Consider the following 26,235-nt stretch of genomic DNA (forward strand, 5'->3'; position numbering starts at 1 on the left):
GAAATCTCTGTACTTAAATATAACTCTACAGCATTTACTTTGAATTGAAAAGAATAGGTTTCATTTTTTCTTGACCGCTGAAGCCCATCTTTCCCCATTCTACGATATTTTCCGACCCACGCTTGAATGCATTTTGAGGAAGGGATATCATATTTTTTTGTTAAGGCAGTATATCCTATATGTCCATTCAAATACTCTTGGACTACCTTACATTTAAATTCTGCACTATATTTTGCCATAAAAAGACCCCCATAAGTTAGATTCCTTGGTCTAACTTATGGGGGTCTCTACAGATACTGCAAATCCCAGCGTTCCAATTATTTCCATGCAAAAAGCCGCCCCGAAGGACGGCCATCCGTTAGTAATGCCCTTTAGACTGGGCAATTTCTATGTTGTTTTCTTTTACGCGGTACACAAGCCTGTTTTCATCAACAGACCATTTTTTACACATCAATGAGCTCATGCTCCTCTCCGCCCCCCGCGTCCAGCTCTGCAATCGATTCAGCAAGAATGCAGAATTCACCGAGGTAAAAGCTGAAGAACCGAAAGCCCCTCTCAAGAGCGACCCGATTTTGGTCTGATGAGCCATAATTAATTGCTAGGCGTAGTGAAAAAAATTTTATTTTCTTCTAAACACTTTCCCTACTTCGGGGATATAAAGAACAGAAAGCAAGATAACAACACGCTAAGATGTGAGGAGGAAAATAAAATGGACAAGAAGTTCATGAACAAAATGGACGATATGGAACTGGACATGGTAGCTGGTGGAGGTTTATTTGATACTCTCAAAGAAGCTATCAAACAAGTCTCTAAACCGCCTGCAAAGACATTGAAAGGATTAATTGAGACTGCTATTGACGGTCTGGGATATGACATAGTACCAAAACTGATTGGCAAATTTTATAAGAAGGTGTGCGGCTGAAGAACCAGACAGAGGGCATATCATCAGAATGTGAGGAGGAAAATAAAATGGACAAGAAATTCATGAACAAGATGGACAACATGGAAATGGACAAGGTATCTGGTGGGAAAATTTTTCCTCGTCCTCGTCCTGGTTGCCATGACAGTAATGCAAATTCTATGGCAGCAAACGTAGATGAAACACAAATGAAACTCCCTATCGGTGGTGGTCATAAAATTATTCTGGCAGCAAAAGGTAAATAATAGCGATATAGGCTAAGTCGTGGCAGAGGGCATATCATCAGATGTGCTTTCTTTTTTTGTGTTTCAGAAGGAGGAAGTGATTAATGCTGATACAAAAAAGAACAAGTAGCCGCCACTCGCCCACCAATAAGGGGCGGACGCACCTGCTTACCTGTTCTTTATTGTATTATACCATGCAGGGTCTATTGCGAGCAATAAATAATTATACAGCCGCACAGAAACGGCGGATCTCTCCCAAGCGCTTATAAAGATGTTTGCCCGGACAAAGGGTGTCATTCAAATCACGATGCCCGACAATCACGCCTTTCTGCCTGGCATCCAAGTCATATTTCCGGCACAGCCAGCGGCAAAGTTCCTTGACAGCATCCATCTGCGCCTCTGTCGGCTTCCCGATTTCGAAATTTCCCGCCAAGCATATCCCCACAGATTTCTTGTTATAATGCGAAGCATGCGCCCCCACTGCCTCAGGGCGCCGCCCCTGCTCGATCATGCCATTCTTGCGGATCAGGTAATGGTAGCCGATTCCGGCCCATTTCCTTTCCTGCTGGTGGAATTTATGGATAGCCGCCGCCGTGGAATCCTTATCCTCATTCGGGAAGCCGGTATGATGAATCACCAAAAACTCCGTACCGGGGCGCTCTTCATATTCCGTAAACTGGAAAAAGCGCTTATAAATCATCGGTTCATAATAAGCCGCTTCTGCCAGTTTTTGCCCGCCTGCCATCTGCCCCAGCAATAACGCCGCACTATAATATAAAAACTCACGTCTGTTCATAAGCTATTCCCCCTATCCGGCGAAAAATCAGCCTGGCATTTAACTTTTGTTTTTCTGGCGCAATAACGAGGGAATCACCCCCAGAAAACAAAGCACGGAAAAGAACAAGAACGCCAGCGAGATATTGCGGCTAAGCGAGGCCACAGGCGAAAGCGGCGGCCAGGAAATGGCCAATAGCAGCGTGACCAGTGCCATGCTGAGTACCTGCCCGCCCAGGCGCATGGTGCTCAAAAGCGATGAGGCCATGTTGTAATACTTGCGCGGCAGGGAGCTCATGATGGCGTTGTTGTTCGGCGCCGCGAAGAAGGCAAAGCCGATGCCGATGATAAGGATGCTCGGAATGACAGGCCAAAGCAGCTGCATCTTGGTAATCGCCGCCAAGGCAATGAGCCCCACCGTGATGATGGCCATGCCGAGGGAGCAGAGCACAGCTGCGGGCTTGCGGTCCGACAGCGAGCCTGCCAGTGGCGAGAGCAACATCATCAGCACCGGCTGGGCCAGCAGGATAAAACCTGTCGTCTTGGCGCTGATCGAGAGGATACTCTGCAAGTAGAGCGACAGCAGGAAGCTTATGGCAAAGGTCGCACTGTAGTTGAGCATGGCCGTAAGACACGAAAGCGTAAATTCGCGGTTTTCGGTAAACAGGCTGACTGATAGTTTTGGCATTTCCCGAGCCGGTGCAGCTGCGCCGGCCATATGCTTGAGCACTTTCAGGGCCACCACCAGGACGAGTCCTGCATAAAGCGCCATAAACCAGAACAGGCTGCGCCAGCCAAGACCATCGTTCATAAACCCACCAATAACGGGGCCGAAAGACAGCCCCGCGTAGACCACTGAAACCATCCAGCCCATGGCCTTGCCGCGGTTCTTGCCCGGGTAGGCATCAGCCAGGATCGATGTGCTCGTCGCAAAGATCATCGACGAGCCGATGCCCTGCAAGGCCCGGGCGCTAAGCAGCAGCGCAAAGGAATCAAACACGGCAGGCAGCAGGGAAAACAGCATGAACAGAAGATTCCCCAGCTCAAAGACGCGCACCTTGCCCCAGCGGTCAGCGGCCCGACCCATAGGCAGCAGGAACAGGAAAGAAGTGATGAGATACGACTCGATCACCCAGCTCAGCGTGTCCGCTCCCACCTGATACTCCTGCCCGATCGCTGGCAGCGACAGGATCAGGGCGCTACCGGAAAAGGGCGTCAAAAACGATGCCATCATGATGACGGCTAGTATCTTACGGCTATCCATACGCATGCAAATCTCCCATCAGGCCAATGATTCCAGTAGTATTCTGACATTTTCGGTGCTGTACTCAATCTGCTCCGACCAGCGGCGGATTGACTCGTCAAGTTGACCGGTCAATTGCTCGCTCAGATAGATATAGTCCGTATTGAGCTGTGCATAGGAAAGCACCGCCCCCATACCATACACGGGCACATGCTCGAGGGCGCGATACAGGATGTATTGATAGATGCGGTCAAAGACCTGCGGCACGCCAGCATCCGCAGCCAGCTGCATCTCCCGCAGCTGCGCCAGCTGGGCCGTCCACGCTGCATCTATGGGCTCGGTCTGCTGCAGGCAGTCCAGCACAAAGACCGCATCCTCCCTGGTGAGACCCCGCTGGTAGCACAGGTCCTCTGCTGGCAGCTGCAGCCCCAGCTGCTGCAGCAAGCTAGATAGCGTGACCTTGGTGCCATCTTCGTCGTGAAAGGACAACGGCCCAGAGCCTGCCAGCAGCAGCTCGCAGCTTTTCTCGCAGCTGAGCCCGACACCAGCCAGTTCATAGGGGCCCACCGTCACGAAGAAGCGCGGATGATTGGTGCAGATGTCGCAGAGCACGGACTCGCCTGCCGTGCGGATGAGCTCGCAAAGGCCATCCGCACGCAGGAAGGGGCAGCGGTCATCTGCGCGCAGGCGGAACTGCCAGGTGCCAGCGACCGCGATGATATTTTCGCGGATGGTATCGCCAAGAGCCCCTGGAAGTGTTTGGTACTTTCCCGCAGTCTTTTCATCAATATCGATCTCCCAGCCGGCACAGCAAGTATGCTGGCACTTGTCCGCCTTGCACTGAAAGTCCTTATAAAAGTCCGGATAAATCGTCACCAAGCTCAAACCGTTACCTCGCCTGCCAAAACCTTTTTGTAATCCTCATAGTTCTTGCGCAAAAGCTCCGGCGTATTGAGCTCATAGGGACATTTCGTCGTACACTTACGGCAGTTCAAACAGCCTTCGATCTTTTTCATCTCGGCCTGCATCTCCGGCGTCAGCCAGGCCTCCGACGGCGCGCGGCGCAGCATCAGCGACATGCGGGCACACTGGTTGATCATGATGCCCGCCGGACACGGCATGCAATAGCCGCAGCCACGGCAGAACTCCCCGCTGAGCTCTTTCTGCTCGTTTTCGATATAGGCAGCAAGCTCCGCATCCATGGCCGGCGTTTCTTGCATATAGGAAAGCCACTCGCTTAGCTCCTGCTGGCGCTGGATGCCCCAGATGGGCAGGACATTGTCATACTGCGCGATATAGGCCATGGCTGCTGCGGAGCGGTTGATGAGCCCGCCCGCAAGCCCTTTCATCGCGATAAAACCGACATTTCTTTCCTGGCAGAGCTTGACGAGCTTTATCTCCTGCTCCGAAGCCAGATAGCTGAACGGGAACTGCAGCGTCTCGTACAGGCCCGACTCCACGCATTCAAATGCCACTTTGATCTTATGCGCGGTCACGCCGATATGACGGATCTTGCCCTGCTGCTTGGCCGCCAGCATCGCCTCGTACATGCCCGAACCATCGCCGGGGCGCCAGCACTGGTCAGCGCAGTGGAACTGGTAGACATCGATGCAGTCCGTCTGCAGCAGCCGCAGCGACGTCTCCAGATCCTGCCAGAAGCCTTCGGGCGTCTTGGCATGGGTCTTCGTCGCGAGGAACACCTTATCCCACATGCCATGGAATGCCTCGCCGAGCTTTTCCTCACTGTCACTGTAAGCGCGCGCCGTATCAAAATAGCGCATGCCGCCCTCGTATGCTGCCCGCAAAAGCTCTACGGCCTCCGCCTTCGTCACACGCTGAATCGGCAAAGCACCAAAGCCATTCTGCGGCACTGTGATGCCCGTTGTCCCTAGCGTCACCTGTCTCATGCTCACTGCCTCCCTCATATATACACACAAAGCTTAGCTCTTACTATCAATTATACCAAGATTCCCTCTCAACGCCCAAATATTTTTACAAATCTTATGCTCATTATATTGTCTGAACTTTCAATTAATGGTATAATTATATGTAGTAGTCTTTCCTGCATCTGCACCGTGCAAAGGAGGGATCAATATGAGCGGCATCGGTGCAATCAACGGGTCATCCAGTATCTGGAGCCTGGCTGCGTCGGGAATCTCAGCTATCCGGGCAGCAGCAGCAATAACGGATTCATCACAGGAGGCTCCAACCAAACGCGACGTACCTGCGGAACGTGAAACTGTGGATAGTGCCACGATTACCAAGCGTATGTCTGATGGAGCTATGGTTGTTTTGACACTTCATGGCGATAATGTGGTAACTTCGCATACCTATTCGCGCACCGGCAAGAACTTGACGCTCGCTACGAACTACTCGCCAGGAGAGCAGCGCGAAATCCGCCACTATCAGAACAATATGGACAGCGTTTTAGCTGGCTCTTTTATCAATATCACCGCTTAACACAAGCATCAAGGATTCGATGAGGGGCAAATGCAGGAAAACTACACAAAGCCGCTAGCAACAACATGCCAGCGGCTTTTTTGTATTTATCCCCTTTTTCCGTTATAATAGACCTATTGCATTTCAAAAAGAAAACGAGGTATCCCCATGAACGCAAAACTCCCCCAGGCCTATTTCAGCAAGCTGCTGCGCGCCATCGTCGAGTTCGACATGATTAAGGATGGCGACCATATCCTGCTCGGCATCTCCGGCGGCAAGGACAGCATCTTCCTCGCCTATGCCATGAAGATTCTGCAGCAGCGCCTGCATAAGAAATTCGCGCTTTCGGCACTGACCATCAATCCGATGTTCAAGGACAAAGACGGCCAGCCCGCTTTCTTCGACATCAACCGCGCCCGCACCTTCATGGAGGAGCTCGGCATCCCCTATGATGTCATCGATGTCGATATCGAGGGTGCCATGGCCGAGACCGACTACAAGAGCCCCTGCTTCACCTGTGCCTTCTTCCGCCGCGGAGCCATGAACCGCTACGCCAGCGAGCACGGCATCCACAAGGTCGCCTATGCCCATCACAACGACGACGCCGTCGAGACCTTCTTCATGGGCATGCTCTACTCGGGACAGCTCCATACCTTCACGCCGGTCACCTACCTTGACCGCACGGATGTCACCGTCATCCGCCCGCTCATCTACTTCCGCGAGCAGGAAATCATCGACGCCCAGGCGTTCCACGGCTTCGATCCGGTCAAGAACCCCTGTCCGCACGATGGCAATACGAGCCGCCAGACGATAAAGGAGCTCATCGCGCGCCTTGACCAGTCCATCCCCGACTGCTACAATCACCTCGCCGCGGCCATGCGCGAAGGCTCGCTCGGCCAGCTCTGGCCGGCGGCACAAAGCCGCAAGGAAATGCGCGAGACATACTACCGCTATATGGGCAATAACATCAAACAGAAATAACCTCTTTATCGCCGTCAGTGTCCCCAGACCTGCTCGGCGATTTCTTTTACCAGCGCAAGTTTTGCCCACTGCTCTTCCTCGGTCAGCTTGTTGCCGATCTCACAGGAAGCAAACCCGCACTGCGGGCTAAGATACAAACGCTCCAATGGCACATACTTTGCCGCCTCATGGATGCGGGCAATCACAGCCTCCTTGTCCTCAAGCTGCGGCGTCTTCGTCGTAATCAGCCCGAGCACGACCTTCTTATCGGGCGAGACCTTGGCCAGCGGCGCAAAACCGCCCGAACGCTCATCATCATACTCGAGGTAGAGCGCATCGACATGCTCCTGCGCAAAGACGTAGTCAGCCACCGCATCATAAGGGCCGCTCGTAAAGTAGGTCGAATGATAATTGCCGCGGCAGATATGCGAATTGATGACCATATCCGCAGGCTTACCCGCAAGCGCCAGATTGTTCACCGTGAGCAGCTGGCGCTTGACTTCCTCCAGATTGAGCCCCAAGGCCTCATAGCGCTGCTTGGCCGCATCGCCGACGACAGCGCCCCAGGTGCAGTCATCAAACTGCAGATTGCGGCAGCCCGCTGCGTAAAACTCTGTGATGACCTCGCGATAGGCAGCGGCGATATCGGCGATGAGCTCGTCATCAGTCGCATAGATTTTCCGCGTCGCCGCGATATTCTGCGGGATGATGAACTGCTGATACATCTGCGCCGGCGCCGGAATCGTATACTTGGCCACCGTCTGCTCATCCTCGAACTGCTTGAGGAAGCGGAAGTATTCGACAAACGGATGCGCCTTGGCCTTGATTTTGCCGACGAGCCACGTCTCATCGAGCGCAGCGACCTCCCCATTGAATTGGACGCCGCCGCCTTCCTTATGGGCAACGCCTTCAAAGCCCCACATGAAATCGAGATGCCAGTAAGCCCGGCGGAACTCGCCATCGGTTATCACATGGAACCCTGCGGCCTTCTGCTTGGCGACTACAGCGCGCACGGCCTCATCGGTCACAGCATCAAGCTCCGCCTGGCTGAGCTTCCCCTGCTTGAAAAGCTGACGCGCCTCCTTCAGTTTCGCCGGGCGCAGGAAACTCCCTACAAAATCATAACGGCACGGTGTATAGATTGTCTTCATGATCCATCATCCTTTCGGTATCTTTTTTGTTGCTGCTCTTATGATAAGGAGTTCCGGTCTTTCTGTAAAATACATAAAACATCGCTTTGTTCATAGAAAAAATCTATGGCAGATGCTATAATAGCGCATAATACCATCATGCACAGGAGGCAGATCATGACACTCAAACAACTTCTCTACGCCGTGACGATCGCCGAGACCGGCAACATCACCGAGGCCGCCAAAAAACTATTCATCGCGCAGCCGAGCCTTACCGCTGCGATCCAGTCCCTCGAGCAGGAGTATGGCATCACGATTTTCTCGCGCTCCAACAAAGGCATCGAAGTAACCCCTGCCGGCGATGAACTCCTAGGCTACGCCCGCCAGATCCTCGAGCAAGCCGACCTCATGCACGAACGCTATCTCGGCCAGTCGCCGCTCAAGCAGCATTTCTGCGTCTCGTCGCAGCATTATTCATTTGCGGTCGAAGCCTTCGTCGAACTCATACGCCGCTATGATGGCAGCAAATACGAATTCCACATGCGCGAGACGCAGACCTACGACATCATCGATGACGTCGCCCATCGCCGCAGTGAGACAGGCCTTCTCTACCTCAATACCTTCAACCGTTCCATCCTCCTCAAGACGCTAAAGGAAAACAATCTGGCCTTCACCCCGCTCTTTACCGCCAAGCCCCATGTCTTTATCAGCAAGAACAGTCCGCTCGCCCACAAAGCGCAGCTCACGCTTGCCGACCTTGCCCCCTATCCACGCCTTTCCTATGAGCAGGGCAGCCACAACTCATTCTATTTCTCCGAAGAGATTCTAAGCACCGAAACCGTCGACAAGGAAATCGTCGTCTGCGACCGCGCCACCCTCTTCAACATGGTGATTGGCCTCAACGGCTATACCATTTGCAGCGGTGTCATCAGCGAAGAACTCAACGGCTCGAACATCATCGCCCGCCCGCTCGCTGTCGATGACTACATGGAAATCGGCTACATCCTGCCAAAAAGCACGCGGCCCTCGCGGCTGACGCAAACCTACCTCACCATCTTGAAAGATTTAATCGAAACCTAATCGAAAAAGCATTGACCTATATAGTCAATAAGACTATACTATACATAGTCAAACAGACAATAAATAAAAAAGTCACACAGACTACAACAAAAGGTACGAACCCAGTCTGTCAGGAAATGAGGTGTTTTCATGGATCAGGAACAAACAGCGGCGGAGAAAGCCTTCCTCGACCAATATGACGTGTCAAAATACGAGCGGCCTTCCGTCACAGCCGATGTCATCATCTTCACGATGGACGATGACAACGAGCTCAATATCCTTTTGATCAAGCGCGGCAATCATCCCTACAAGGATTATTGGGCCATCCCCGGAGGTTTTCTGGAAACCGGCAGGGAATCGATTGACGAAGCCGCAGCCCGCGAACTCTACGAGGAAACCGGCATAAAGGCCGACGATGGCATCGACCTGCGGCAGCTCATCACGGTCGGCACCCCCGACCGCGACCCGCGTACCCATGTGGTCAGCGTGGTCTACACCGCACTGGTGCCCAAAGGACTGCTCCAGCCCAAGGCCGGCGATGACGCCAAAGAAGCAAAACTATTCAAGATACGCAAGGGCTATGACGAAAACGGCGACCTTTCCATCTATTTCGTCGGCGATAAATGCTCGCTCACGATGAAGAACATCGCCTTCGATCATGAAGACCTGATCATAACGGCGCTAAAGCGCCTGCGCGGGCGGCTGAACTATACCGACGATGCCTTCTCTCTGCTGCAGGACAAAGACCGCTTCGATATCTTAGAGCTGTTGCGCATCCATGAGGCCATCCTGTTCCAGAAGCTCGACAAGCCGAACTTCCGCCGCATGTTCATGCGCGACTACCTTGGCAAACACCGCGTCAAGGAACTTGGCCAATACGCCCAGGAAGGCAAACGCAAAACGACGCTGTACAAGTATTTACCCAGCAATCGTGATATTTGAAAGGACGGAAAGAAAATGAGCACGAAAAAGATTCTGATTGTCGTAGATATGCAGGTTGATTTCATCGATGGTGCCCTTGGCTCCAAGGAAGCTGCCACCATTGTTTCCCCTGTATGTCAAAAGATTGAAACGGCCAGACAGAATGGCGACATTCTCATCTTCACGCGTGATACGCATCACGAAGACTACCTGGACACCGAGGAGGGCAAGCACCTGCCTGTCCCCCACTGCCTCAAGGACTCAGCTGGCTGGCAGATTGACAAGCGCTTGCCCATAGCCGAGGGCGATACCATCATCGATAAACCGACGTTTGGCTCGCTTGCCCTTGGCAACCTGCTGCAGCAGAAATATTCTTCCACCGTCGAGTCCATCGAGTTCATCGGTCTCTGCACCGATATCTGCGTGCTCTCCAACGCCGTCATCGCCAAAGCGGCACTGCCGGACGTCCCCATCGTTGTCGATGCAGCCTGCTGCGCAGGTGTCACGCCAGAGTCCCACGATACAGCCCTTGCAGCCATGAAAACCATCCAGGTGAACGTCCTTCACCAGGGACAGGAGCCTTGGCGGAAATAAACCGAAAATAATCTCTATATGATTGAGGAGGAAATAGCCATGAAGTTCAACCAGATCATCCACTCGCTGCTCGAAACCGATCTCTACAAGTTCAGCATGGGCCAGGCCATCTTCCATCAAGCCAGCGAATACGAAACCACCTGGACCTTCAAATGCCGCAATAAGGACGTGCAGTTCACGCCGGCAATGGTCGCAGAAATCAGGGAACAGCTAAAGGCCTACTGCACCTTGCGCTTTACCGAAGAAGAACTCAGCTATCTTGCTGGCATCAAATGGCTAAAGAAATCCTATATCAATCACCTGCGCCTCTGGCGGCCAAACTTCGCGGACTTCACCATCGAAGCTGGCGGTGCCTGCGGCCTTATCATCGAGACCAACGGCACACTGCTTGACACGTCCATGTATGAGATCCCGACGCTGGCCATCGTGAACGAAGTCTACTACCGCTTCCGCCCCGACTACGAGGCCCTCGTCGCCGATGCCAAGGAGCGCACCCGCAAGAAAGCCGATATGCTGCGGGCCGGAAACTACTGGCTGCCCGTCTTCTCCGAGTTTGGCCTGCGCCGCCGGCTCTGTGCCGAGGTACAGGAATATGCCATTGAGCAATTCGCTGACCTTGACCGCAGCGATGTACTGCGCTCCTGCTTTGTCGGCACTTCCAACGTCTATCTGGCGAAAAAATACGGCGTGAAGCCTGTGGGCACGATGGCCCATGAATGGATCATGTGCATGGGCCAGGGCAACCATCTCTACAATCCCGCCTACTCCAACAAAGTCGCCCTCGAAGCCTGGGTAAAGGAATACGGTGTCGACAACGGCATTGCGCTAACGGACACCATCACCACCGACTGCTTCCTGCGCGACTTCGATAAGACCTTGGCCACCTTGTTCAGCGGCGTCCGCCACGACTCCGGCGACCCCTTTACCTGGGGCGACAAGCTCATTGACCACTACACGCGGCTCGGCATCGATCCCGCCACCAAGACCCTGCTGTTCTCCGATTCGCTGGACTTTGCCAAAGCCGATAAGATTGCCCGCTATTTCCAGGGCAAGGCCAAGACCGCCTTTGGCATCGGCACCTATATTTCCAACGACACCTACGCCGAGCCATTGAACATCGTCATGAAAGTGACCAAATGCAACGGCCAGGACGTGGCCAAGATATCCGACACGCCGGGCAAAGGCATGTGCAAGAACCAGGAATACGTCGACTATCTGCAGCGGGCCATCGACTGGCGGCTAAGGCACAACGACTGAGGGAGGCAGCTATCATGAAACAGGCATATCCAAGATTCCAGGCAGCGAAAGACAAACAGAAAATCGTCGTCTTTCTCCAGAACTGGTTCAGCAAGAACGGCCCCGAGGCCCAGGCAGTAGTCGGCATCTCAGGCGGCAAAGACTCCTCCGTGGCCGCCGCCCTCTGCGTGGAGGCACTGGGCAAAGACCGCGTCATCGGTGTCCTGATGCCCAACGGCATCCAGGCAGACCTTGATGATGCCCTGAGCCTCGTCAAACATCTCGCCATCCGTTACCGCATCGTAAATATCGGCACGCCCTATAAAGAAATGCTAAAAGCCCTGCAATACACCGAAGCCGTAACCCACAACAACTTCTACTTCTCCGTCACCGATGCCCTGCAGCAGAATCTCCCGCCACGGCTCCGCATGGCAACGCTCTACGCCATCGCCCAGGGCATTCCAGGCGGCGGGCGCGTCATCAACACCTGCAACCGCTCCGAAGACTATGTCGGCTACAGCACCAAATACGGCGACAGTGCCGGCGACGTCGCGCCGCTGGCCGCCTACACTGTCGATGAAGTGCTGGCCATCGGGCAGGAACTCGCTCTCCCCGCCCACCTTCTCCACAAAGCCCCTGCCGATGGTCTCTGCGGCAAGACCGACGAAGACAACCTCGGCTTTACCTACGCCGTACTCGACCGCTACATCAAGACCGGCAGCTGCGAAGACGAAACCATCAAAAAAAAGATCGACCATCTCCACGCCTGCAACAAACATAAACTAGCGCCCATGCCCATGGTGGCAAGATAACAAAGGGTAAGAAAAAACCACGCAACAGTTGTCAGAAAACTTCTGTTGCGTGGCTTTTTTCTGCGGCAAACGCTTTGTTATTCGTAGGTATTCAATTTCTTGTCGGCATAGATTTTCGTGCCTTTAATGGAGGCATCCAGCGAAAGCCCTTTCTTGGTCATCTGATATACCCAGATACCCTTGGCCGCAATCGAGGCGCCCTCTACGGCACCGCCAGCCTGCCCGTCACTTGCCGAAGCATCGGCCGCACTGGCAAACTTGATATCGCCTGCGATAAAGGACTGCCAGGCCTGCTCCGTGCCGATGACGAAAATCAGGTCGTACTCTTTGACCCCCAGGCCAAGGCCCAGCCCCAGCTCCTTCATGCGCATGTATTTTTTCTCGCCGGTCTTATTATTCACGGCGAGCCCGCGGCCATGAGCATCGCCGAAAAGCCCGAGCTTCATGCCCGTATTGCTAAGCGTAGCATATGCGTAGCAATCCCGGATGACCGCCCTTGACGAAGGGACTTTGGCATACAGGTTTTCGAGCGCCTTGGCCGACAACGCTTCGATCTCTGTCCGTTCTTTCTGGATCTTAGCCGGATTGGCCGCTAAAGCCGTGGCCGGCAGCAGGCACAACATCAGCACGGCCAGCAGCCATAGTGCCGTTCTCTTCTGCAAGGTTTGTCTCATACTTTCACGCTCCTTATCGCTTCAAAAGGCCTTATTCTTCTTGAATCTGGCTGTAATCCAAACCACCAGGCAATACATGACGGGAATCAGGAAGATTCCCAGTATGGTAGCAAAAATCATGCCGCCTACTACCGCCGTTCCCATGCTGTTCCTATCGCAGCCCAGCGGCCCCCTGCCCATCAATCGGATTGATAGATGGTACGGCTCAAGAGATCCGCACAGGATACACAGCCGTCGGGGCAGTAGCTGCCGGTATCCATCAGCACCAGTCTGCCATGATTCAGCCATTGCGGCTTGGCCGCATAGCCTAAATACTGTACCGGCGTATGTCCCAATACGATAACCGTTTCGCCTTGATGCAATTCCGGATGATTCGCCAAAGACCTTCCCCATAGCAGCACATTCTGATCCTGTTTAGAAAGCGGCAGCCCTGGATCACAATCTGCATGCATGAACCAATACGTCTTACCGGCTGCCGATAGTTCCGTACACAGCGGCAGCCGCTCAACCCATTCAATCCAAGCACGGGTCAACGCTTCCCCGCGCCCAGATTCCTTGATTTTGTCACACGTAACCCGCCCGCCATTGTCCAGCCACATCTGCCTTGGGGATGAAAGCCACTCCCAAAAGCCCTTTTTCTCTGCCGGCATAGCATAATGGGCATCCCGAAACATCTGTTCATGATTTCCCCGTAAGAAAATCATCCCCTTGGTTTCCTGGTGCGCCAGGATAAAATCCATCAGCGGAACAGGCTTATCGCCGCGGTCAAGATAATCGCCCAAAAAGACCATAAGATCCCTTTCGGGATTGAATCTTACTTTCGCAAACAGGGACTGGAATTTGTCCCATTGCCCATGAATATCGCCAACGACCAATAACCGTTCTATTTTCATTGCCTTTCATCTCCCAGCCATCACGCCGACTTCGCTATCCTGTCTATTACCTATATTATAGCCCCAGCAACACCCCCTGGCTATAGCCGGATTGACATGTCAAATCCGCACCCCAGGCAGGAAAAATGCCGCCGGCAAAAGAACTACATAGGAAAGAAAGAAACAAACAACAGCAAGGAGGAACACACGATGTCCGTACTACAAGATATCCTGGCGGTCAACGCCTCATTCTGCGCCGCCCCACCGATGGACTATACGCAGGAAGACCACCAGCAAAGCAAACTGCCCCAGAAACAGGTAGCCATCATTACCTGCATGGATACCCGGCTGGTCAATTTCCTCGAACCCGCTTTAGGCCTGGCCCGCGGGGATGCCAAGGTAATCAAGACAGCAGGAAACTCCGTAACAGGCGTTTTCGACGGCACCATCCGCAGCCTTATGGTCTGTATCTATGAGCTCGGTGTGAAGGAAATCCTCGTCATCGGCCACCACGAATGCGGCATGTCCAAGACCACCTCGCAAAGCCTCACCAAGGCCATGCTCTCACGCGGCGTCCCCAAAGAAGCCATCCACATGATTGCCAAGGAACTAAAAGAATGGGCCGACGAATTCCAGCATCCCGAACAAAACGTCATCGACACCGTCGAAGCCATCCGCTTGAATCCCTTGATCCCTGCCGACGTCCCTGTCCACGGACTGATCTTCCATCCGCGAACGGGAAAACTGGATGTCATCATAGAAGGCTATGATTATGCAAAAAAATAACAAACACTTTCCAAGTTCACGAATATAAAGAACAGAAAGCAAGAAAACAACACGCTAAGATGTGGAGGAGGAAAACAAAATGAAAAAGCTCATGAACCAGATGAACAATATGGAACTGGACAAGGTGGCCGGCGGCAAGCGTTACGTTTATCCTACTGATGATCGTCGTCCGAATCGTCCGATTAAGCAGTGGCATATCGAACGCAAAACAGTCATTTATTATAGATAAGGACACAAAAACGCACCAGTGCATATCGCATTGGTGCGTTTTTATATCGTCAGCTCAAATACCATACATTTTAGCTGCCAGGGAGTGTAATATAGAGTTTTGGTCCACGTTTCCCGCCCAGGGCCTTCATTCTGTGATATACTAATATTTGCCGCAACCTCTAACCATGGTAATACCACGGCAGCGAGGGAGGTGAAAGTCATGAGTGAAAACATTATTACCTCGTTTGTCGTAGGCACTGCCAGCAGCCTTTTGGCAGCTTGGCTCTACGACGTGTTCAGGAAAAGCGGCAAACATTAACACTGTCATCAAGATGGACTAACCAACCAGCTTGATGGCAAGAATCGCCAGGACGTATGTCTTGGCGATTTCTATTTATATGCACAACAAAAGAGCTTCCAGTTAACCAAGCTGGAAGCTCTTTTGCCGATGTAAAGCCATGGGCTAACATCATTACCTCATTTGTAGTTACAGTATACCATAATGTCAGCCTATTGACAAGCTGCTCTTGCTTATTTATTTAGTTGTCATTATCGAATTTAAGATTACAATCCACATGCTCGTACTCAACCCCAGCAAAGGTTTTAAGCACGGCTTCAAAAATAATTCTGGCACCTTCCACAGGAACTGCCATGCCAATCTGGCGGCGGACTTCTTCTTTAGTTCCCTTGAACAGATAGTCATCGGGGAAGGTCTGCAACCACGCAAGCCAAACTCCTTATGATCTTCGTAATATTGAATTGTGTCAAGCTTAAACTGTTTGTCATGTTGTTTAGCCATTCTGAAATCCGCCTCAAGATAGGTACATATATTGTACCATGTCATGAACTTATTTAGGATTTCTCATTTTGACTTGTACTGTTTATATTCTAACTCCATTACCAGCCCTTTTTGCAAAATATGTAATTCAATTATAGCCTAATACTGCAAAATAGGTAAATCTGTTATTTCCTTGTCATTGACATGAACAATTTACAGCGTGCATACCTTTACCAAAATCATGAGGCTGATTAAAAATATACTATTAGTCATGTTGTAGTGGTCAAGCCTTTTTGTATCGGCTCAAAAATAAAAGAGCTTCACAGGTTACCAGCCTGAAAGCTCTCTTATCGGTAAACCCAGTGGGCTACCATCTTTTCTCGTTTGTTGCTTTATTATATCATTTACACCGCATACTGACAAGTCATCATGCGGTGACCTGTCAATATAAACCTATGTTCGACATTTTTCAACACCAAAGGCCACTTCATGGGAAAAGTGACCTCATAAGCATCCTGCGGAATTGGAAACGAGGACACCCGCCACAATTATAGCACAAATGCGGGCGGCTGACTTGTCAAATTTGACTTGTCAGCCGCCCGCGTTCAAGGGATTGGGATTATGGGAATGGCAGTAACTTTGGCTAATGCCGCTGGAGTTCCTTGATGAGCTCCCCGATCTTGTCCGTCAGATTATCCATCGACCGTTGGAATCGGGTCAAGAGGTAGAACGTCACCACAATCGGGAACCCAACGGCAGAAATAGCCGTGAGAATAGTCTGCTCCATGGCTCCATCTGCCATCAAGCTGTAATCTCCGCCTCATCCACCGTGCGGATGAGCGCCTTCTTCAAGGAGGCCAGCTCCATACCGTTGATAAGGAAGAACTTCGTCTCCCGTACCTTCGTTACAAAGGCATCCACCTCCGCTTTCGTGACATCCTCACGCGGCTCCGAAATCACCATCTCCGACGTCTTGCCATCGGTACGGTTGAAAATAAGGATCAACGTCTTCTTCATGATGCAAAACCTCCCTTACGCTCAGCCCACAGCAACCAGCGACGCACTGTCCACACGGACAACCGCATGGATGGTACGCTCCTGAAGTCTCCCCAGGAGCGCTGCCACCTCGTACATATCTCCATCCGAGACCTCCGGATTCACATGCGGGAACGTCACCATCGCATAGACATCCTTCCCTGTGACCGTCTGCCCCTTGATGAACTTGAGCTTCAGCGTACAGGTCAAATCCTCTTTCTTAGCATCCATGATATAACCTCCTTTACAACGCAACAGAGCCGCGCGGTCGTCACTCCGCGCGGCTCTATTGCGGAATGACAACCAAATATATCAAGCGCTTTGCGCCAGATACCAGATAAGTGAAGGTACCACTGCTATCGTTTTTTTGTTTCTATGGTCAGTTTACCGAGTTGACATGTCAAAGGCAAGAATCTTCTGGATATTTTTTCTGTTCTCTAGGAAAAACCTGAGCAGGAATTCTCCCTTCAACTCAATCGATTTCAATACTGGCAAAAACATACTCTTTGCCCTGCTGCAGCTCTTCTTTTTCCTCTTCCAGTCCAAGTTCCGTAAAAAATTTACAGAACTCATCATATCCACCACGGCTGGCGAAAGCCCCCCAGTCGACCTGCCGTTTATCCCGCAGCCATTTCTCGGCCTGTATGGCCTGGCTTAGGAAAATCGTCAGCTCTTTTTTCCAGGCAAAGAGCGAAAACGGATCCTTCACATTTTCCCAGTCAGCCACACAATCTTTCTTTAATTCCCCGTAGCAATAGATCATATTTGACATCCTTTCACCTCTGGATAAATAATTTACAGTTATTTCCTTTCCTTACAGTATAGCATATGCTGCCATCCATGATGTTTCATGGCTGGCAGCTTGACATGTCAACCATGACTGCTTAGCTTTCAAAATGACGGATATCATAGTCAAGCGGCGCGTCTGCCATTGCCAGAACAGCCTTTATGTCCCTTGGATGACGATCGCCGTATTCTTCCTTTGTCATCGTAAACTGGAAAGGCACGGCGTTAAGCAGACGGCATATATCGCCAACAAGCGACAGATTCCGCGTCGGCCCTCCGTTCTGCAGCAGCGAAAGGCACTCTGCATGCTCCCACTTGAGCACATCATACAATTCCGCTGCATCTTCATACCTGCTTTCATCTAGCAGGGATTGAAGCGCTTCCTTAACAATGTAATACTGCATGATAAATCTCTCCTCCCATGTATTTCACCGCTCCAGCTCCTCACGTAAATTCTTCCGCACATATTCTCTGGTACGATCATATCGTTTTTTCCATGCTACTGCATCAAGGCGTTTGAGTTCTTCATCCACACAAAACCTTTTCAGCATAATATCCAGCTTATATCTTTCTTTTGCCGTGTACTCCGCATTTACTTTTTCCAGATAGTATTCCAGTCTGTCCATATCCTGCAGCAACCCCCATTCTCCGGGTCGGTATTCATAGAGACTTCGCTTCCGTATATTCCCCCAGTAGCCATAGTCTTTCGCCAGTATCTCCTCATCACTCAGCATCCTATACGCTCCTTTCTTTCCTGCTTATACTCCTTCAGACTTCGCATTACAGCATTCCTTCTGCAGCACATCTTTTAACGATGCTCTCTCAGCGGGACTGTTACCAGTCCAAAAGGTATTACAAGATGTCCAAATAGTGCGGCGGTACAACTTTTGTCATCCATATCCCGTTTTCCACCTGCCAAAAGGTATGTCCATCATACATCATATCTTTCGATTTAATGCGATATATGATATACCCGCTGGCCGTCCTTCGTCTTTTGGCCACCTGCTGCGCAGATTCCACGTCAGCAGACAAATGGACATATAGCCTTTTCATCGGCAGCAACCCCTCCGTTGCAATGGAAGCCATGTTTTCCCCAATGGTTCCGTGGTATAGGAACTGCGGCGGCCGTGCGGCCTTCAGTTCCACATCCACCTTCACCGTATGCCCATGGCAGGCCCTGATTTTTGACTTGTTCTCATTATAGACAAACCGTGTTTTGCTGTTGCCGTACACCATGCGGTCAAGACACTGCGCATCCACAGAATACCCCCGACGTTCCAGAGCCTTCCTCAAGTCCTCCGTATCCACCCATCCATGTTCATCCATGGCCACACCTGCCTCTTCCGGCCTGTGCCGCAGGATACGAGAAATACACTTGCTTATTCGTACCTCGACTGCCGAAAACTGTTTCTCATTCATCCTTCTCATGCCTCTCCTCGGCATCTTCTTTAGACCATTCCAGAATACTATCCTGCATCTGAATCATCTTCCTATGGTGATAGCAAACTTCGGCCTTGCTAAAACCTTTAACCCCCGTCATCTCCCCGTCCGGCAGCAGGCACTCCATACGGTCAAAATCATTGCGCTTATCGCTCCAGCGTTCAAACAGAACACGCACACACATCCTGCCATCAATATCTATCGGGTCAGAACAGACAACTTTTGTCCCGTCCAGAAAGCCCAAAAATGGATTTATCATCTTTAACATCTCCCAGCTCTTTTCACGTTTTCCTTATCTTTAATCATAAATAAAGTTTAGATTTTTCCAAAGCCATTTTGAGAATCCGTCATTGCTTCCCACTTCTGTTAAAATATCCTGAAAGTCGGTATATCCTACTACCTTCATCAATAAATAACGTGCATGCATATACGCCAGGTTTTTTCTACCCGCCTTTTAATTGCAAGACAGTTTCCATGGTGAAGGTCATTATCCTGGATAGCCTCTGCACATAATTTCATTTCTCCATTCGCAAATCTTATCCTCTGCATCATCCTGTCGAACTTCCATGTCCTATGCAGCCTGTTATATACACGCTCAAACAGGTCAATATCATATTGTGTTATTTGATGCCTTCCTATGGCTTTACGGAATTCATCTTTTGAAAAAGAATAATAACAATGTTCTTTAACATTCGGCTCCTGTCTCCTTGAACGCAGTATTCCTACCTCCTTGGCTCTTACTATGCCGAATGAATCATATCTCAGGCAGAGTGCCAGATAGGAAACCCTTTTTGCATCCTGCGTCGGCACACCTTTCAGCAAGGCCTCCACTTCAGCATGTGACAACCCCATAGTCCTGCTCATGAACGCATGTATTTCTTCTCGGGATATCTTCTTTTCTTCTTGGATTGAGGCAATTCTTCGTACATCACACCAGTAGATATACGGTATTCTCAGGTCTCTTGTCATCAGCTTCCGGTTATCCTCTTGCTCTACTGACGAGGCAACTTCCTCCACTTGGGCATCCAGGGCTTTTGCTACGCTTATGACAAAATCCTCGTCTTCGATATAATCCCCTTTGTTTATTACCGCAAAAACAATATCCGGGTCTACGCCGGACACTCTTACTATGGCTTCTGCCGCCTCTGTAAAGGGATATGTATGTCTTTCGTAATGGCGAAATTTATCCGTCCCACTTATTTCTTTTATTCTGTTATGGATAAATTCTTTATTAAGCTTGTACATATTCAGGTTTCCTTTCCATTTCCATACTAATCAGATGGGGAAAACTTTTGCCGATAAGGTCAGCATATGAAATTTATCCATAAAACCTTATTTCTTCCTCTTTTATGTTCAAAATAAAGGGATGTACATGTTCCCATTTGTTGTAATATGCTGTACTCATATCGACCGTTTGGACATCCACATCATTTTTCATGTTAAACTCAACGGTCATTTCGTAGAGCCTGTCGGAGTAGTCATGTAAATCACTGTCCCTGCCATCCACCAAAATGAATACATTGATGTCGGAATAGGCGCGGTTATCGCCTCTGGCATAGGAGCCGAACAGGGAGACACGCAACAGTTTATGGCCGTATATCTTTTTCAGTTCCGTTACATAATCCATCATCAATTCGTTTATCTGTATCTTGGTCGCCTCTCTCCTCTATATTCAGCCAGTATCTCCTGTCTTAACTGTTCATAGGTTTTTTCGCCGTTTTCAACTTTTAGGATTTCCTTTATAAAGGCTTCGTCGGGATACATATTTTCGATGGCCAGGGTAGCTGCCACCTCTGCGATGGCTTGATTCTTCGGGGTGTTGGGAAGTTTCATAAGGCTGCTGCTCCTTTGTTTTCCTGCTTGTTCGGTTATGAACCGTATAGTATAATAGAGGCAGGATAGTAATATCCTCGATGAGAGAGCATCGTAAAAAGTTGTGCTGTAGATGGGACAGGGTAAGCGCCATCACCAGGATACCCCACCTTGGGTATCGCGCCAGGCAACTTGGATATAAAGTTGTAGTCCAGTCGGGGGACTTAATGATTCCCGAACCGTAAGGATACCCCACTTTGGGTATCGCGGCTGACAACCAGCAGGGAACTCTTAATGGAGAGGTTATTTAATGACCTCTCTTTTTTATTTGTCCTCGTTCTATGGCTTTACAAAATTCTTTATTCAAGTGCTTGTCCATTCTCCCTGTAATAATTAATCAGTTCTTCCTTACAGTTTTCGATATCGCCATCTATATCCAATGTCCATTCATCCAACAGCTGTAAATAGTAAAGGTTTTTTCTTATATACATTAACGGAAAATCCAAGATGACCAATGCATCTTGGCCGTCCTTTTGAAATACGCCAGGGGCTATTTCACTAACAGTCCAGGGCTTTAGATCTTCCCGAAAGGGATTTAGCAACTCATCCTCTGTTTTACCGTATTCCTTCAGCTTTTCTTTTTTGAACTTAAAAGTTACTGTAACCATTTTTTCCCTTATTAATAGCCAACCTCTTTTAACAGGAGCTTCCGTATGGCCTCTCTGACCCTGATGTAGCGGGGCGTCCATTCGTTTGCATCCTGGTCTTTCAACGCTGCCATCATGCCTGACCTGCGAAGTGCATTATCAAGCATTTTTCTTTCCTTCCGAGTGAATTTATCATTCATTTCCATAAAATAGCTCTCCAGCTTTCCTGCATCCTGCAGCAGCTCCCAGTCCGGACTGCGGTATTCATACATAAACTTTCTATGCGCATTTCCCCAGAAGCCATAGTTTTTCGCCAAAAGCTCTTCGTCTGTCATATACATGCTTATCCCTCGCTATCAATTTTTTTCCATTTGTCCGTTGTGCTGCCACTCTGCAGGTAAGTTAAGTCCCGCACATTCACCGCAGACAGCTCCCCGCCGAAGGCTGTGCCTGTATCTGTCAGCAGAATGTTGTTGGAGAGCATCATGGGCACGGTGCATTTTCTGTACAGATACTGCACCGGCGTATGGCCTGCAACGATGGTCTGTTTGCCTCTGTAGTATTTCAGAAACTTATCCCGAATCCAGAGGAAATCATGTTCCGTCTGGTCAGCCAGGTGCTCCTTGCGGGGGTGAACGCCTGCGTGGACAAAGAGATATTCCCCCAGGTCTAAATACAGGGGCAGCTTTTGGACAAAGCGCAGGAGCTTATAAAACTCACGGCGGTCAATTTTGCTGAGCTGCTTCAGGGTCACATCCCCGCCGTTGCGCGGGTCAAGCCATAAGTCATACAGGTTCCACCAGTCCGCATCCTCAATGGAATAGATGTCGAAGAAGCTCTGCATGAAATCCTCGTGGTTCCCTTTCAGGGCGATGATATTTTCATGGCCTTCCACCAGGGATTTTACGAACTGCAGGGTGCGGACGGACTCTGCCCCTCTGTCGATATAGTCTCCATGGAAAATCAGCAGGTCTTCCTCATCGTTAAAACGGATTTTCTCCCATAGCTCTTTGGCCTTGTCATAATGGCCATGGATATCACCAATTGAAATAATTCGCTTATATTGCTCCAGTTTTCTCATTACTTTTCTCCTTCCACGGAGCCGACATGCGCCTGCCTCTCATAAACGAGCACACCGGTTTTCATTATTTCCTCACGCAGGTTATTATCAACGGTAAAATTGTCCCACTTATCAAACACCACCGTATAACTTCCGATTGAAGGTCACCTATTCATTTCTTTTTCTGTTTCAAAGTAAATATCAATGTCGCTCCAAGGATTGCATTCGGGTGTTACACTGCTGCCAAATATAATAATTTTCCTGATATTAGGGATCTTTTTACAAACCTCGATCATTTCCGCCACAGCCTCTTGTTGTGTAGGAAATATCCTGTTCCTATTCAAAAACGGTTTAACGGAAGCCATCCTTCACCACTGCTCTCCTGTATGCATCCAGATCAGCACCATTTTTTTCGTCAGGCTCTCAGTTTTATCCATCACCTCATGACGGCAGGCTTTAATAATGGCCTCCGTTACCTGGTCATTATTTTTCATTATTTTACAACGGCTTATCCTCTTGTCCTGCATATGCCTGTCAAAGAAGTCCTTCGTCAGCACCATATATACATATTCCGGCCCATAGCTGAACCTTATCAGCTCCGCAATCGGTAACAGAATAACCTCACCATCACTTGTAATCAATTCCGGAGCCTTTCCTGACTGCATAAGCGTGTTTCCCATATAGTCAACCAGTCTTGGCGCGCCCACGTGATTCTGCCGAAAGGCCACAAGTTCGCCCAACGATGGAACATGCTTTTTCGCTACCCACGAATGCAGCTGATGCAGTACATCCTGATTCAGTGCGATTGGCCGATACCCCATATGTTCCAAGCTAAGCGGCCAGTAGAGCCTTGAAATATCTTCCCTATGCAGACTGTGCAAATGTCCATGAATATTGATATCCGCCGTATGCCCAAACTTTGGCTTATGCGTAAACAACACCTTCATACCATCAAAATCCATGGTCAGCTCATCTGCCACCAGAATAAAGCCCATATCCAGATACTCCTGCGTGCGCCGCTTGTCATGGTTGCCACGGATAAGGATTTTCCTGCCGGGCAGTTTCATCATCTTTTGCAAATCCGTCTCCGTCCATGCAATATCCCCCAAATGGATAACCGTATCATCATGCCTGACTTTCTTGCTCCAATTGTTGTAGATGAGTTTCGTAAAATTTGCCGGCCGGCCGCAATGTTTGACCATATTGGCATGCCCCAGATGCGTATCCGTGATCAGATAGATCATGCTCATCCTTAATAACCTCTTTCCTTATCCGCCAGGGTATACAAATAATCCATCAAAGGCTCTGCCACCTGGCTGCTAAGGGTTGTTTTTTCCGTGGGATAACTGTACGGAAAGCCTGCGGCGCCAAAACGGTCAAAAAGCTTTTTTAAAATGTCCTGCGGAATACGCGCCGTCTCCCGATACATGAATTGCCAGGCCACCGATTCCACGGCCTGCCGCATGAGGGGATTATAATCCCCGCATATGCAGTCCCTATACAGTTTCCAGGCGGTGTTTCCACACGCATAATCCAATAGATATCTGGCGTCCAGACGGCCATGAGGATCAAACATACTCTCCCCTGTTTCCGTCATTCCCTGCATATTACTCTTCACCTGCAGCACTGTATAGGCAATGGTTTTTTCCAATATATCTTCGCTTTCGGGGGCAATATTATGATAGGCCGCACGCCAGCCGCACCTATCGTATAGCGTCTCTTCTTCATCGGTCTCGCAATACATCATCATCTCTCCTTGCTTCGTTTGGTTGTCTTCTCATTCACGTCCTGCACGCTGTACCGCTTCATTTTTATCGGCTCCTGTCCACGGCGGAAGACATATTCCATGCCAATAGGCATATTCAATACTTCATAGCTGGGGATATTCAGCCTTTTGCTTATGCTTTCGCAGGTCTTTAGGTCCATGCCCCCCAGATAAACATACGTATCACAGTTATTGATGATGGTGGTTGCATTTCTATCTCCGTACATGGCCGCCAGCTGGCTTTCCGACTGTATTAAAAGCGTCACCCCAATACGTTTTTCACGAAAGATAGAAATCAACTCCTGAAACTCAGGCACCTTGCAGCCCGTAGCAAAGTCATCGCAGATTACCTGCACAGGATACGGCAGTTTCCCACTGTCTTTCTTCTCTGCAAGCTCAAAAAGATTCTTGAACAGTTGCTGATAAAATATGCTGACAAAGGCATGATTGGCCCTGTTTACCGGCGATACATATACAATTACCGCTGTTTTTGGCTGCAGCAGTTCTGCAAAGGTAAATTTCTTTTCATTTCTAAGTAATGTACGAATTTCCTCCGTAAACACCTTATTCAACGGTTCCTGAACCGAAGCTGCCACACATGAGCCGGTTTGTTCCGGCAGATTGATAAATGTCTCCCACACAATATTCCATTGCCTCTTCTTTTTTGCTTTTTCCTCCATCAGTATATGCAGTGGATACCGTTGCCTCTTCTTTTTTTCTTCCTTTTCTATCAGTATATCCAGTGGCCCCCGTTGCCTCTTCTTTTTTTCTGCTATTTCCGCCTCTGTATCCAACGCTTCGATTAATTTCCAATCCTCACTGTCGCTATAAAACAAATAGTCTAACAGGTACAGGGCCTTATCCATTGACTTTCCTTTTTCATAGTTTCCTGAACGGACAACATCCATAATGGTTGCCATCAGATTCTCAGCTGAATTTGACCAAAAAGGATCGTTATCACTCTCCCTATGATTGGTTGCCCGCATAAAAGTGTGCGCCAGGTCATGGACATCCACGGAGTTTTGGCAATAGAACAACGGATCATAGCCATATAGCGATTTTTCCGGCTCAACCAAATTAAGCAACAAGGTTCGGTAGCCCTTTTCCTTGAGATCACTTACCGTATATTGGATGATTTCTTTTTTCGTGCAGACTACCACCAGATTGCTATTGACCGTGCTATGAATCATGGGCTTGGCGATGCTCTCGGTTTTGCCGCTGCCAGACCCGCCCACTATCAGATAATTGTTGTTACAGCCTGTCGTGCGGGAATCTGTCGTGACATGTACCCGGCTGTCGCTGCCAAGACGGTAGACATCAAAGCTTTCCTGCCGGCACGGTTTTTGAAACCTATCCTCCATCACCAGACTATGCTGCTGCTTTCTCTTACGTTTTTTCATCCTGCCCACTCCCTGCTATATCATTTCCGCAAACTCGGCCACTTTATCCGCCAGCCCAAAGGCCACAGCTTCCTCTGCCGAAAAATAGTGATCTGTCTTGGTCATCTCATATAGGGTTTCCAGATTCTGCCCTGTATGCCGGGACAAAAGGGCAACCATCTCATCCTTGGTCTTCATCATGCTTTCTGCTATGGTCTGTATCGAGCTGGTCCTGCCGCCCACACCACTGGCGATAAGCGGCTCATGAATCATCACTTTGCTGTGTGGCAGGATATAACGCTGCCCCGCTTTCCCGCAGCAGAGCAGTACAGCTGCCATGCTGTACGCCTTGCCTGTACAATAAATATAAATCGGTGCCGGACAGGACTGGATCACGTCGTAAATAATCATCCCCGCGTCTATTTCCCCGCCACAGGAATTGATAAACAGCTTGATGGGCTGGGCCGCATCCTCCTGCACATAGTAAGCAGCCTGCTTGACCACCATCATGGCCAGCTGGTCATTGATTTCCCCTTGAATAAAGAGCAGCCGTCTGGCATTCAACCAGGCATCGACAGGAATGGGCTGATACCCATTCACGCTTTTGATTAAAGTCTGCATATAGTCTTCCTCCTGAATTTTTCTTAGAACAGCGTAGCCATGGTTTCCGTGTTTGTTAC

At 49.9% G+C, this 26,235-nt stretch carries 39 protein-coding genes and 1 pseudogene; 11 read left to right on the top strand and 29 right to left on the bottom strand.

Going from position 1 to position 26,235, the window contains the following annotated elements; translation table 11 throughout:
- Positions 1 to 239 (bottom strand): helix-turn-helix domain-containing protein (locus BM181_RS07000; protein WP_143092131.1); only part of this gene is annotated, 239 nt, incomplete at its 3' end.
- Between the two features lie 470 nt (positions 240 to 709).
- Here BM181_RS07000 and BM181_RS07005 point away from each other — a divergent pair.
- Both BM181_RS07005 and BM181_RS07010 read left to right on the top strand, forming a co-directional pair.
- Positions 710 to 922, top strand: coding sequence for a hypothetical protein (locus tag BM181_RS07005; protein ID WP_075443324.1), 213 nt, complete (start codon positions 710 to 712; stop codon positions 920 to 922).
- A gap of 47 nt (positions 923 to 969) precedes the next feature.
- Positions 970 to 1,164, top strand: coding sequence for a hypothetical protein (locus BM181_RS07010; protein WP_075443326.1), 195 nt, complete (start codon positions 970 to 972; stop codon positions 1,162 to 1,164).
- A 202-nt stretch (positions 1,165 to 1,366) separates the two neighbouring features.
- Here BM181_RS07010 and BM181_RS07015 read toward each other — a convergent pair whose 3' ends face one another.
- From BM181_RS07015 to BM181_RS07030, 4 genes are read right to left on the bottom strand one after another with little or no spacing between them, the layout of a single operon-like run.
- On the bottom strand, positions 1,367 to 1,939 hold the full coding sequence (locus BM181_RS07015) for a peptidoglycan recognition protein family protein (RefSeq protein WP_075443328.1): 573 nt from the start codon (positions 1,937 to 1,939) through the stop codon (positions 1,367 to 1,369).
- 39 nt (positions 1,940 to 1,978) lie between these two features.
- The gene (locus tag BM181_RS07020; protein WP_075443330.1) at positions 1,979 to 3,187 is read right to left on the bottom strand and encodes an MFS transporter; all 1,209 of its coding nucleotides are present in this window, start codon (positions 3,185 to 3,187) and stop codon (positions 1,979 to 1,981) included.
- Positions 3,188 to 3,199: 12 nt separating this feature from the next.
- Entirely contained in the window at positions 3,200 to 4,036 is an 837-nt protein-coding gene (gene fliB, locus BM181_RS07025) for a flagellin lysine-N-methylase (protein WP_082336224.1), read from the bottom strand.
- A gap of 5 nt (positions 4,037 to 4,041) precedes the next feature.
- Entirely contained in the window at positions 4,042 to 5,067 is a 1,026-nt protein-coding gene (locus tag BM181_RS07030; protein WP_075443332.1) for an aldo/keto reductase, read from the bottom strand.
- A 187-nt stretch (positions 5,068 to 5,254) separates the two neighbouring features.
- On the opposite strand from BM181_RS07030, the gene BM181_RS07035 reads away from it, so the two are divergent.
- Positions 5,255 to 5,620, top strand: coding sequence for a hypothetical protein (locus BM181_RS07035; RefSeq protein ID WP_075443334.1), 366 nt, complete (start codon positions 5,255 to 5,257; stop codon positions 5,618 to 5,620).
- Positions 5,621 to 5,767: 147 nt separating this feature from the next.
- Positions 5,768 to 6,580, top strand: a complete 813-nt coding sequence (locus tag BM181_RS07040) for a tRNA 2-thiocytidine biosynthesis TtcA family protein (RefSeq protein WP_075443336.1) — start codon at positions 5,768 to 5,770, stop codon at positions 6,578 to 6,580.
- Between the two features lie 14 nt (positions 6,581 to 6,594).
- On the opposite strand, the gene BM181_RS07045 is transcribed toward BM181_RS07040, so the two are convergent.
- The gene (locus tag BM181_RS07045; protein ID WP_075443338.1) at positions 6,595 to 7,710 is read right to left on the bottom strand and encodes a 5-methyltetrahydropteroyltriglutamate--homocysteine S-methyltransferase; all 1,116 of its coding nucleotides are present in this window, start codon (positions 7,708 to 7,710) and stop codon (positions 6,595 to 6,597) included.
- Positions 7,711 to 7,815: 105 nt separating this feature from the next.
- Here BM181_RS07045 and BM181_RS07050 point away from each other — a divergent pair, with 105 nt between their 5' ends.
- The 5 genes from BM181_RS07050 to nadE all read left to right on the top strand — a co-directional run bounded on the left by BM181_RS07050 (position 7,816) and on the right by nadE (position 12,311).
- Positions 7,816 to 8,769 (top strand): LysR family transcriptional regulator, encoded by a 954-nt coding sequence (locus tag BM181_RS07050; RefSeq protein ID WP_371263014.1) that lies wholly within the window; start codon positions 7,816 to 7,818, stop codon positions 8,767 to 8,769.
- 129 nt (positions 8,770 to 8,898) lie between these two features.
- Positions 8,899 to 9,690: an NUDIX domain-containing protein gene (locus BM181_RS07055; protein ID WP_075443342.1), complete on the top strand. Its 792-nt coding sequence runs from the start codon at positions 8,899 to 8,901 to the stop codon at positions 9,688 to 9,690.
- 15 nt (positions 9,691 to 9,705) lie between these two features.
- Entirely contained in the window at positions 9,706 to 10,263 is a 558-nt protein-coding gene (locus tag BM181_RS07060) for a cysteine hydrolase family protein (protein ID WP_075443344.1), read from the top strand.
- A 39-nt stretch (positions 10,264 to 10,302) separates the two neighbouring features.
- Positions 10,303 to 11,520, top strand: coding sequence for a nicotinate phosphoribosyltransferase (gene pncB, locus BM181_RS07065; RefSeq protein ID WP_082336219.1), 1,218 nt, complete (start codon positions 10,303 to 10,305; stop codon positions 11,518 to 11,520).
- Between the two features lie 14 nt (positions 11,521 to 11,534).
- A complete protein-coding gene (gene nadE / locus BM181_RS07070) occupies positions 11,535 to 12,311 on the top strand; it encodes an NAD(+) synthase (protein ID WP_075443348.1) in 777 nt (258 codons plus the stop codon).
- Positions 12,312 to 12,388: 77 nt separating this feature from the next.
- On the opposite strand, the gene BM181_RS07075 is transcribed toward nadE, so the two are convergent.
- The 3 genes and pseudogenes from BM181_RS07075 to BM181_RS07080 all read right to left on the bottom strand — a co-directional run bounded on the left by BM181_RS07075 (position 12,389) and on the right by BM181_RS07080 (position 13,878).
- Positions 12,389 to 12,985 (bottom strand): YSC84-related protein, encoded by a 597-nt coding sequence (locus tag BM181_RS07075; protein ID WP_075443350.1) that lies wholly within the window; start codon positions 12,983 to 12,985, stop codon positions 12,389 to 12,391.
- A 21-nt stretch (positions 12,986 to 13,006) separates the two neighbouring features.
- A pseudogene (locus BM181_RS15755) lies at positions 13,007 to 13,138 on the bottom strand (efflux RND transporter permease subunit); the annotation flags it as partial.
- Positions 13,139 to 13,164: 26 nt separating this feature from the next.
- Complete coding sequence (locus tag BM181_RS07080) at positions 13,165 to 13,878, bottom strand: metallophosphoesterase family protein (RefSeq protein WP_075443352.1); 714 nt, start codon at positions 13,876 to 13,878, stop codon at positions 13,165 to 13,167.
- Positions 13,879 to 14,067: 189 nt separating this feature from the next.
- On the opposite strand from BM181_RS07080, the gene BM181_RS07085 reads away from it, so the two are divergent.
- Positions 14,068 to 14,643: a beta-class carbonic anhydrase gene (locus BM181_RS07085; protein ID WP_075443354.1), complete on the top strand. Its 576-nt coding sequence runs from the start codon at positions 14,068 to 14,070 to the stop codon at positions 14,641 to 14,643.
- A gap of 79 nt (positions 14,644 to 14,722) precedes the next feature.
- On the top strand, positions 14,723 to 14,872 hold the full coding sequence (locus BM181_RS15285) for a hypothetical protein (RefSeq protein ID WP_177207177.1): 150 nt from the start codon (positions 14,723 to 14,725) through the stop codon (positions 14,870 to 14,872).
- Between the two features lie 520 nt (positions 14,873 to 15,392).
- Here BM181_RS15285 and BM181_RS07090 read toward each other — a convergent pair.
- From BM181_RS07090 to BM181_RS07185, 20 genes are all read right to left on the bottom strand, one after another.
- The gene (locus BM181_RS07090) at positions 15,393 to 15,572 is read right to left on the bottom strand and encodes a DNA cytosine methyltransferase (protein ID WP_218150105.1); all 180 of its coding nucleotides are present in this window, start codon (positions 15,570 to 15,572) and stop codon (positions 15,393 to 15,395) included.
- A 702-nt stretch (positions 15,573 to 16,274) separates the two neighbouring features.
- A complete protein-coding gene (locus BM181_RS07095; protein WP_255449436.1) occupies positions 16,275 to 16,433 on the bottom strand; it encodes a YvrJ family protein in 159 nt (52 codons plus the stop codon).
- Entirely contained in the window at positions 16,433 to 16,648 is a 216-nt protein-coding gene (locus BM181_RS07100; protein WP_075443356.1) for a DUF2922 domain-containing protein, read from the bottom strand. The genes BM181_RS07095 and BM181_RS07100 overlap by 1 nt, the downstream gene beginning before the upstream one ends.
- A gap of 21 nt (positions 16,649 to 16,669) precedes the next feature.
- Positions 16,670 to 16,897, bottom strand: coding sequence for a DUF1659 domain-containing protein (locus tag BM181_RS07105; RefSeq protein ID WP_075443358.1), 228 nt, complete (start codon positions 16,895 to 16,897; stop codon positions 16,670 to 16,672).
- A gap of 241 nt (positions 16,898 to 17,138) precedes the next feature.
- A complete protein-coding gene (locus BM181_RS07110) occupies positions 17,139 to 17,438 on the bottom strand; it encodes a hypothetical protein (protein ID WP_143092134.1) in 300 nt (99 codons plus the stop codon).
- A gap of 112 nt (positions 17,439 to 17,550) precedes the next feature.
- Complete coding sequence (locus BM181_RS07115; RefSeq protein WP_075443362.1) at positions 17,551 to 17,856, bottom strand: hypothetical protein; 306 nt, start codon at positions 17,854 to 17,856, stop codon at positions 17,551 to 17,553.
- 24 nt (positions 17,857 to 17,880) lie between these two features.
- On the bottom strand, positions 17,881 to 18,186 hold the full coding sequence (locus BM181_RS07120) for a TnpV protein (RefSeq protein ID WP_075443364.1): 306 nt from the start codon (positions 18,184 to 18,186) through the stop codon (positions 17,881 to 17,883).
- 118 nt (positions 18,187 to 18,304) lie between these two features.
- Positions 18,305 to 18,871, bottom strand: a complete 567-nt coding sequence (locus BM181_RS07125) for an RNA 2'-phosphotransferase (RefSeq protein ID WP_075443366.1) — start codon at positions 18,869 to 18,871, stop codon at positions 18,305 to 18,307.
- Entirely contained in the window at positions 18,864 to 19,151 is a 288-nt protein-coding gene (locus tag BM181_RS07130; RefSeq protein WP_075443368.1) for a hypothetical protein, read from the bottom strand. Before BM181_RS07130 ends, BM181_RS07125 begins: the two co-directional genes overlap by 8 nt.
- A 146-nt stretch (positions 19,152 to 19,297) precedes the next feature.
- Positions 19,298 to 20,137 carry a hypothetical protein gene (locus tag BM181_RS07135; RefSeq protein ID WP_075443370.1) on the bottom strand — a complete coding sequence of 280 codons (840 nt, stop codon included), beginning with the start codon at positions 20,135 to 20,137 and terminating at the stop codon, positions 19,298 to 19,300.
- A gap of 73 nt (positions 20,138 to 20,210) precedes the next feature.
- Positions 20,211 to 20,522, bottom strand: coding sequence for a nucleotidyltransferase domain-containing protein (locus tag BM181_RS07140; RefSeq protein WP_075443372.1), 312 nt, complete (start codon positions 20,520 to 20,522; stop codon positions 20,211 to 20,213).
- A gap of 8 nt (positions 20,523 to 20,530) precedes the next feature.
- Positions 20,531 to 20,725, bottom strand: a complete 195-nt coding sequence (locus tag BM181_RS07145; protein ID WP_075443374.1) for an antitoxin VbhA family protein — start codon at positions 20,723 to 20,725, stop codon at positions 20,531 to 20,533.
- Positions 20,726 to 21,063: 338 nt separating this feature from the next.
- Positions 21,064 to 21,372, bottom strand: coding sequence for a hypothetical protein (locus tag BM181_RS07150; RefSeq protein ID WP_075443376.1), 309 nt, complete (start codon positions 21,370 to 21,372; stop codon positions 21,064 to 21,066).
- Positions 21,373 to 21,383: 11 nt separating this feature from the next.
- Positions 21,384 to 21,686 (bottom strand): TnpV protein, encoded by a 303-nt coding sequence (locus BM181_RS07155; RefSeq protein WP_177207178.1) that lies wholly within the window; start codon positions 21,684 to 21,686, stop codon positions 21,384 to 21,386.
- A gap of 8 nt (positions 21,687 to 21,694) precedes the next feature.
- Positions 21,695 to 22,432, bottom strand: coding sequence for a metallophosphoesterase family protein (locus BM181_RS07160; RefSeq protein ID WP_075443380.1), 738 nt, complete (start codon positions 22,430 to 22,432; stop codon positions 21,695 to 21,697).
- Positions 22,433 to 22,575: 143 nt separating this feature from the next.
- Positions 22,576 to 22,776 (bottom strand): nucleotidyltransferase domain-containing protein, encoded by a 201-nt coding sequence (locus BM181_RS15760; protein WP_075443382.1) that lies wholly within the window; start codon positions 22,774 to 22,776, stop codon positions 22,576 to 22,578.
- Positions 22,777 to 22,779: 3 nt separating this feature from the next.
- Positions 22,780 to 23,661 carry a metallophosphoesterase family protein gene (locus BM181_RS07170; protein WP_075443384.1) on the bottom strand — a complete coding sequence of 294 codons (882 nt, stop codon included), beginning with the start codon at positions 23,659 to 23,661 and terminating at the stop codon, positions 22,780 to 22,782.
- Positions 23,662 to 23,663: 2 nt separating this feature from the next.
- Positions 23,664 to 24,155 (bottom strand): hypothetical protein, encoded by a 492-nt coding sequence (locus tag BM181_RS07175; RefSeq protein ID WP_075443386.1) that lies wholly within the window; start codon positions 24,153 to 24,155, stop codon positions 23,664 to 23,666.
- Between the two features lie 2 nt (positions 24,156 to 24,157).
- Positions 24,158 to 25,576: a type IV secretory system conjugative DNA transfer family protein gene (locus BM181_RS07180; protein WP_075443388.1), complete on the bottom strand. Its 1,419-nt coding sequence runs from the start codon at positions 25,574 to 25,576 to the stop codon at positions 24,158 to 24,160.
- A gap of 15 nt (positions 25,577 to 25,591) precedes the next feature.
- Positions 25,592 to 26,176: a ClpP family protease gene (locus BM181_RS07185; protein ID WP_075443390.1), complete on the bottom strand. Its 585-nt coding sequence runs from the start codon at positions 26,174 to 26,176 to the stop codon at positions 25,592 to 25,594.
- Positions 26,177 to 26,235 lie beyond the last annotated feature (59 nt).

This window comes from Pseudoselenomonas ruminantium, assembly GCF_900113715.1.
Taxonomy (GTDB): Bacteria; Bacillota; Negativicutes; order Selenomonadales; family Selenomonadaceae; genus Selenomonas_A; species Selenomonas_A caprae.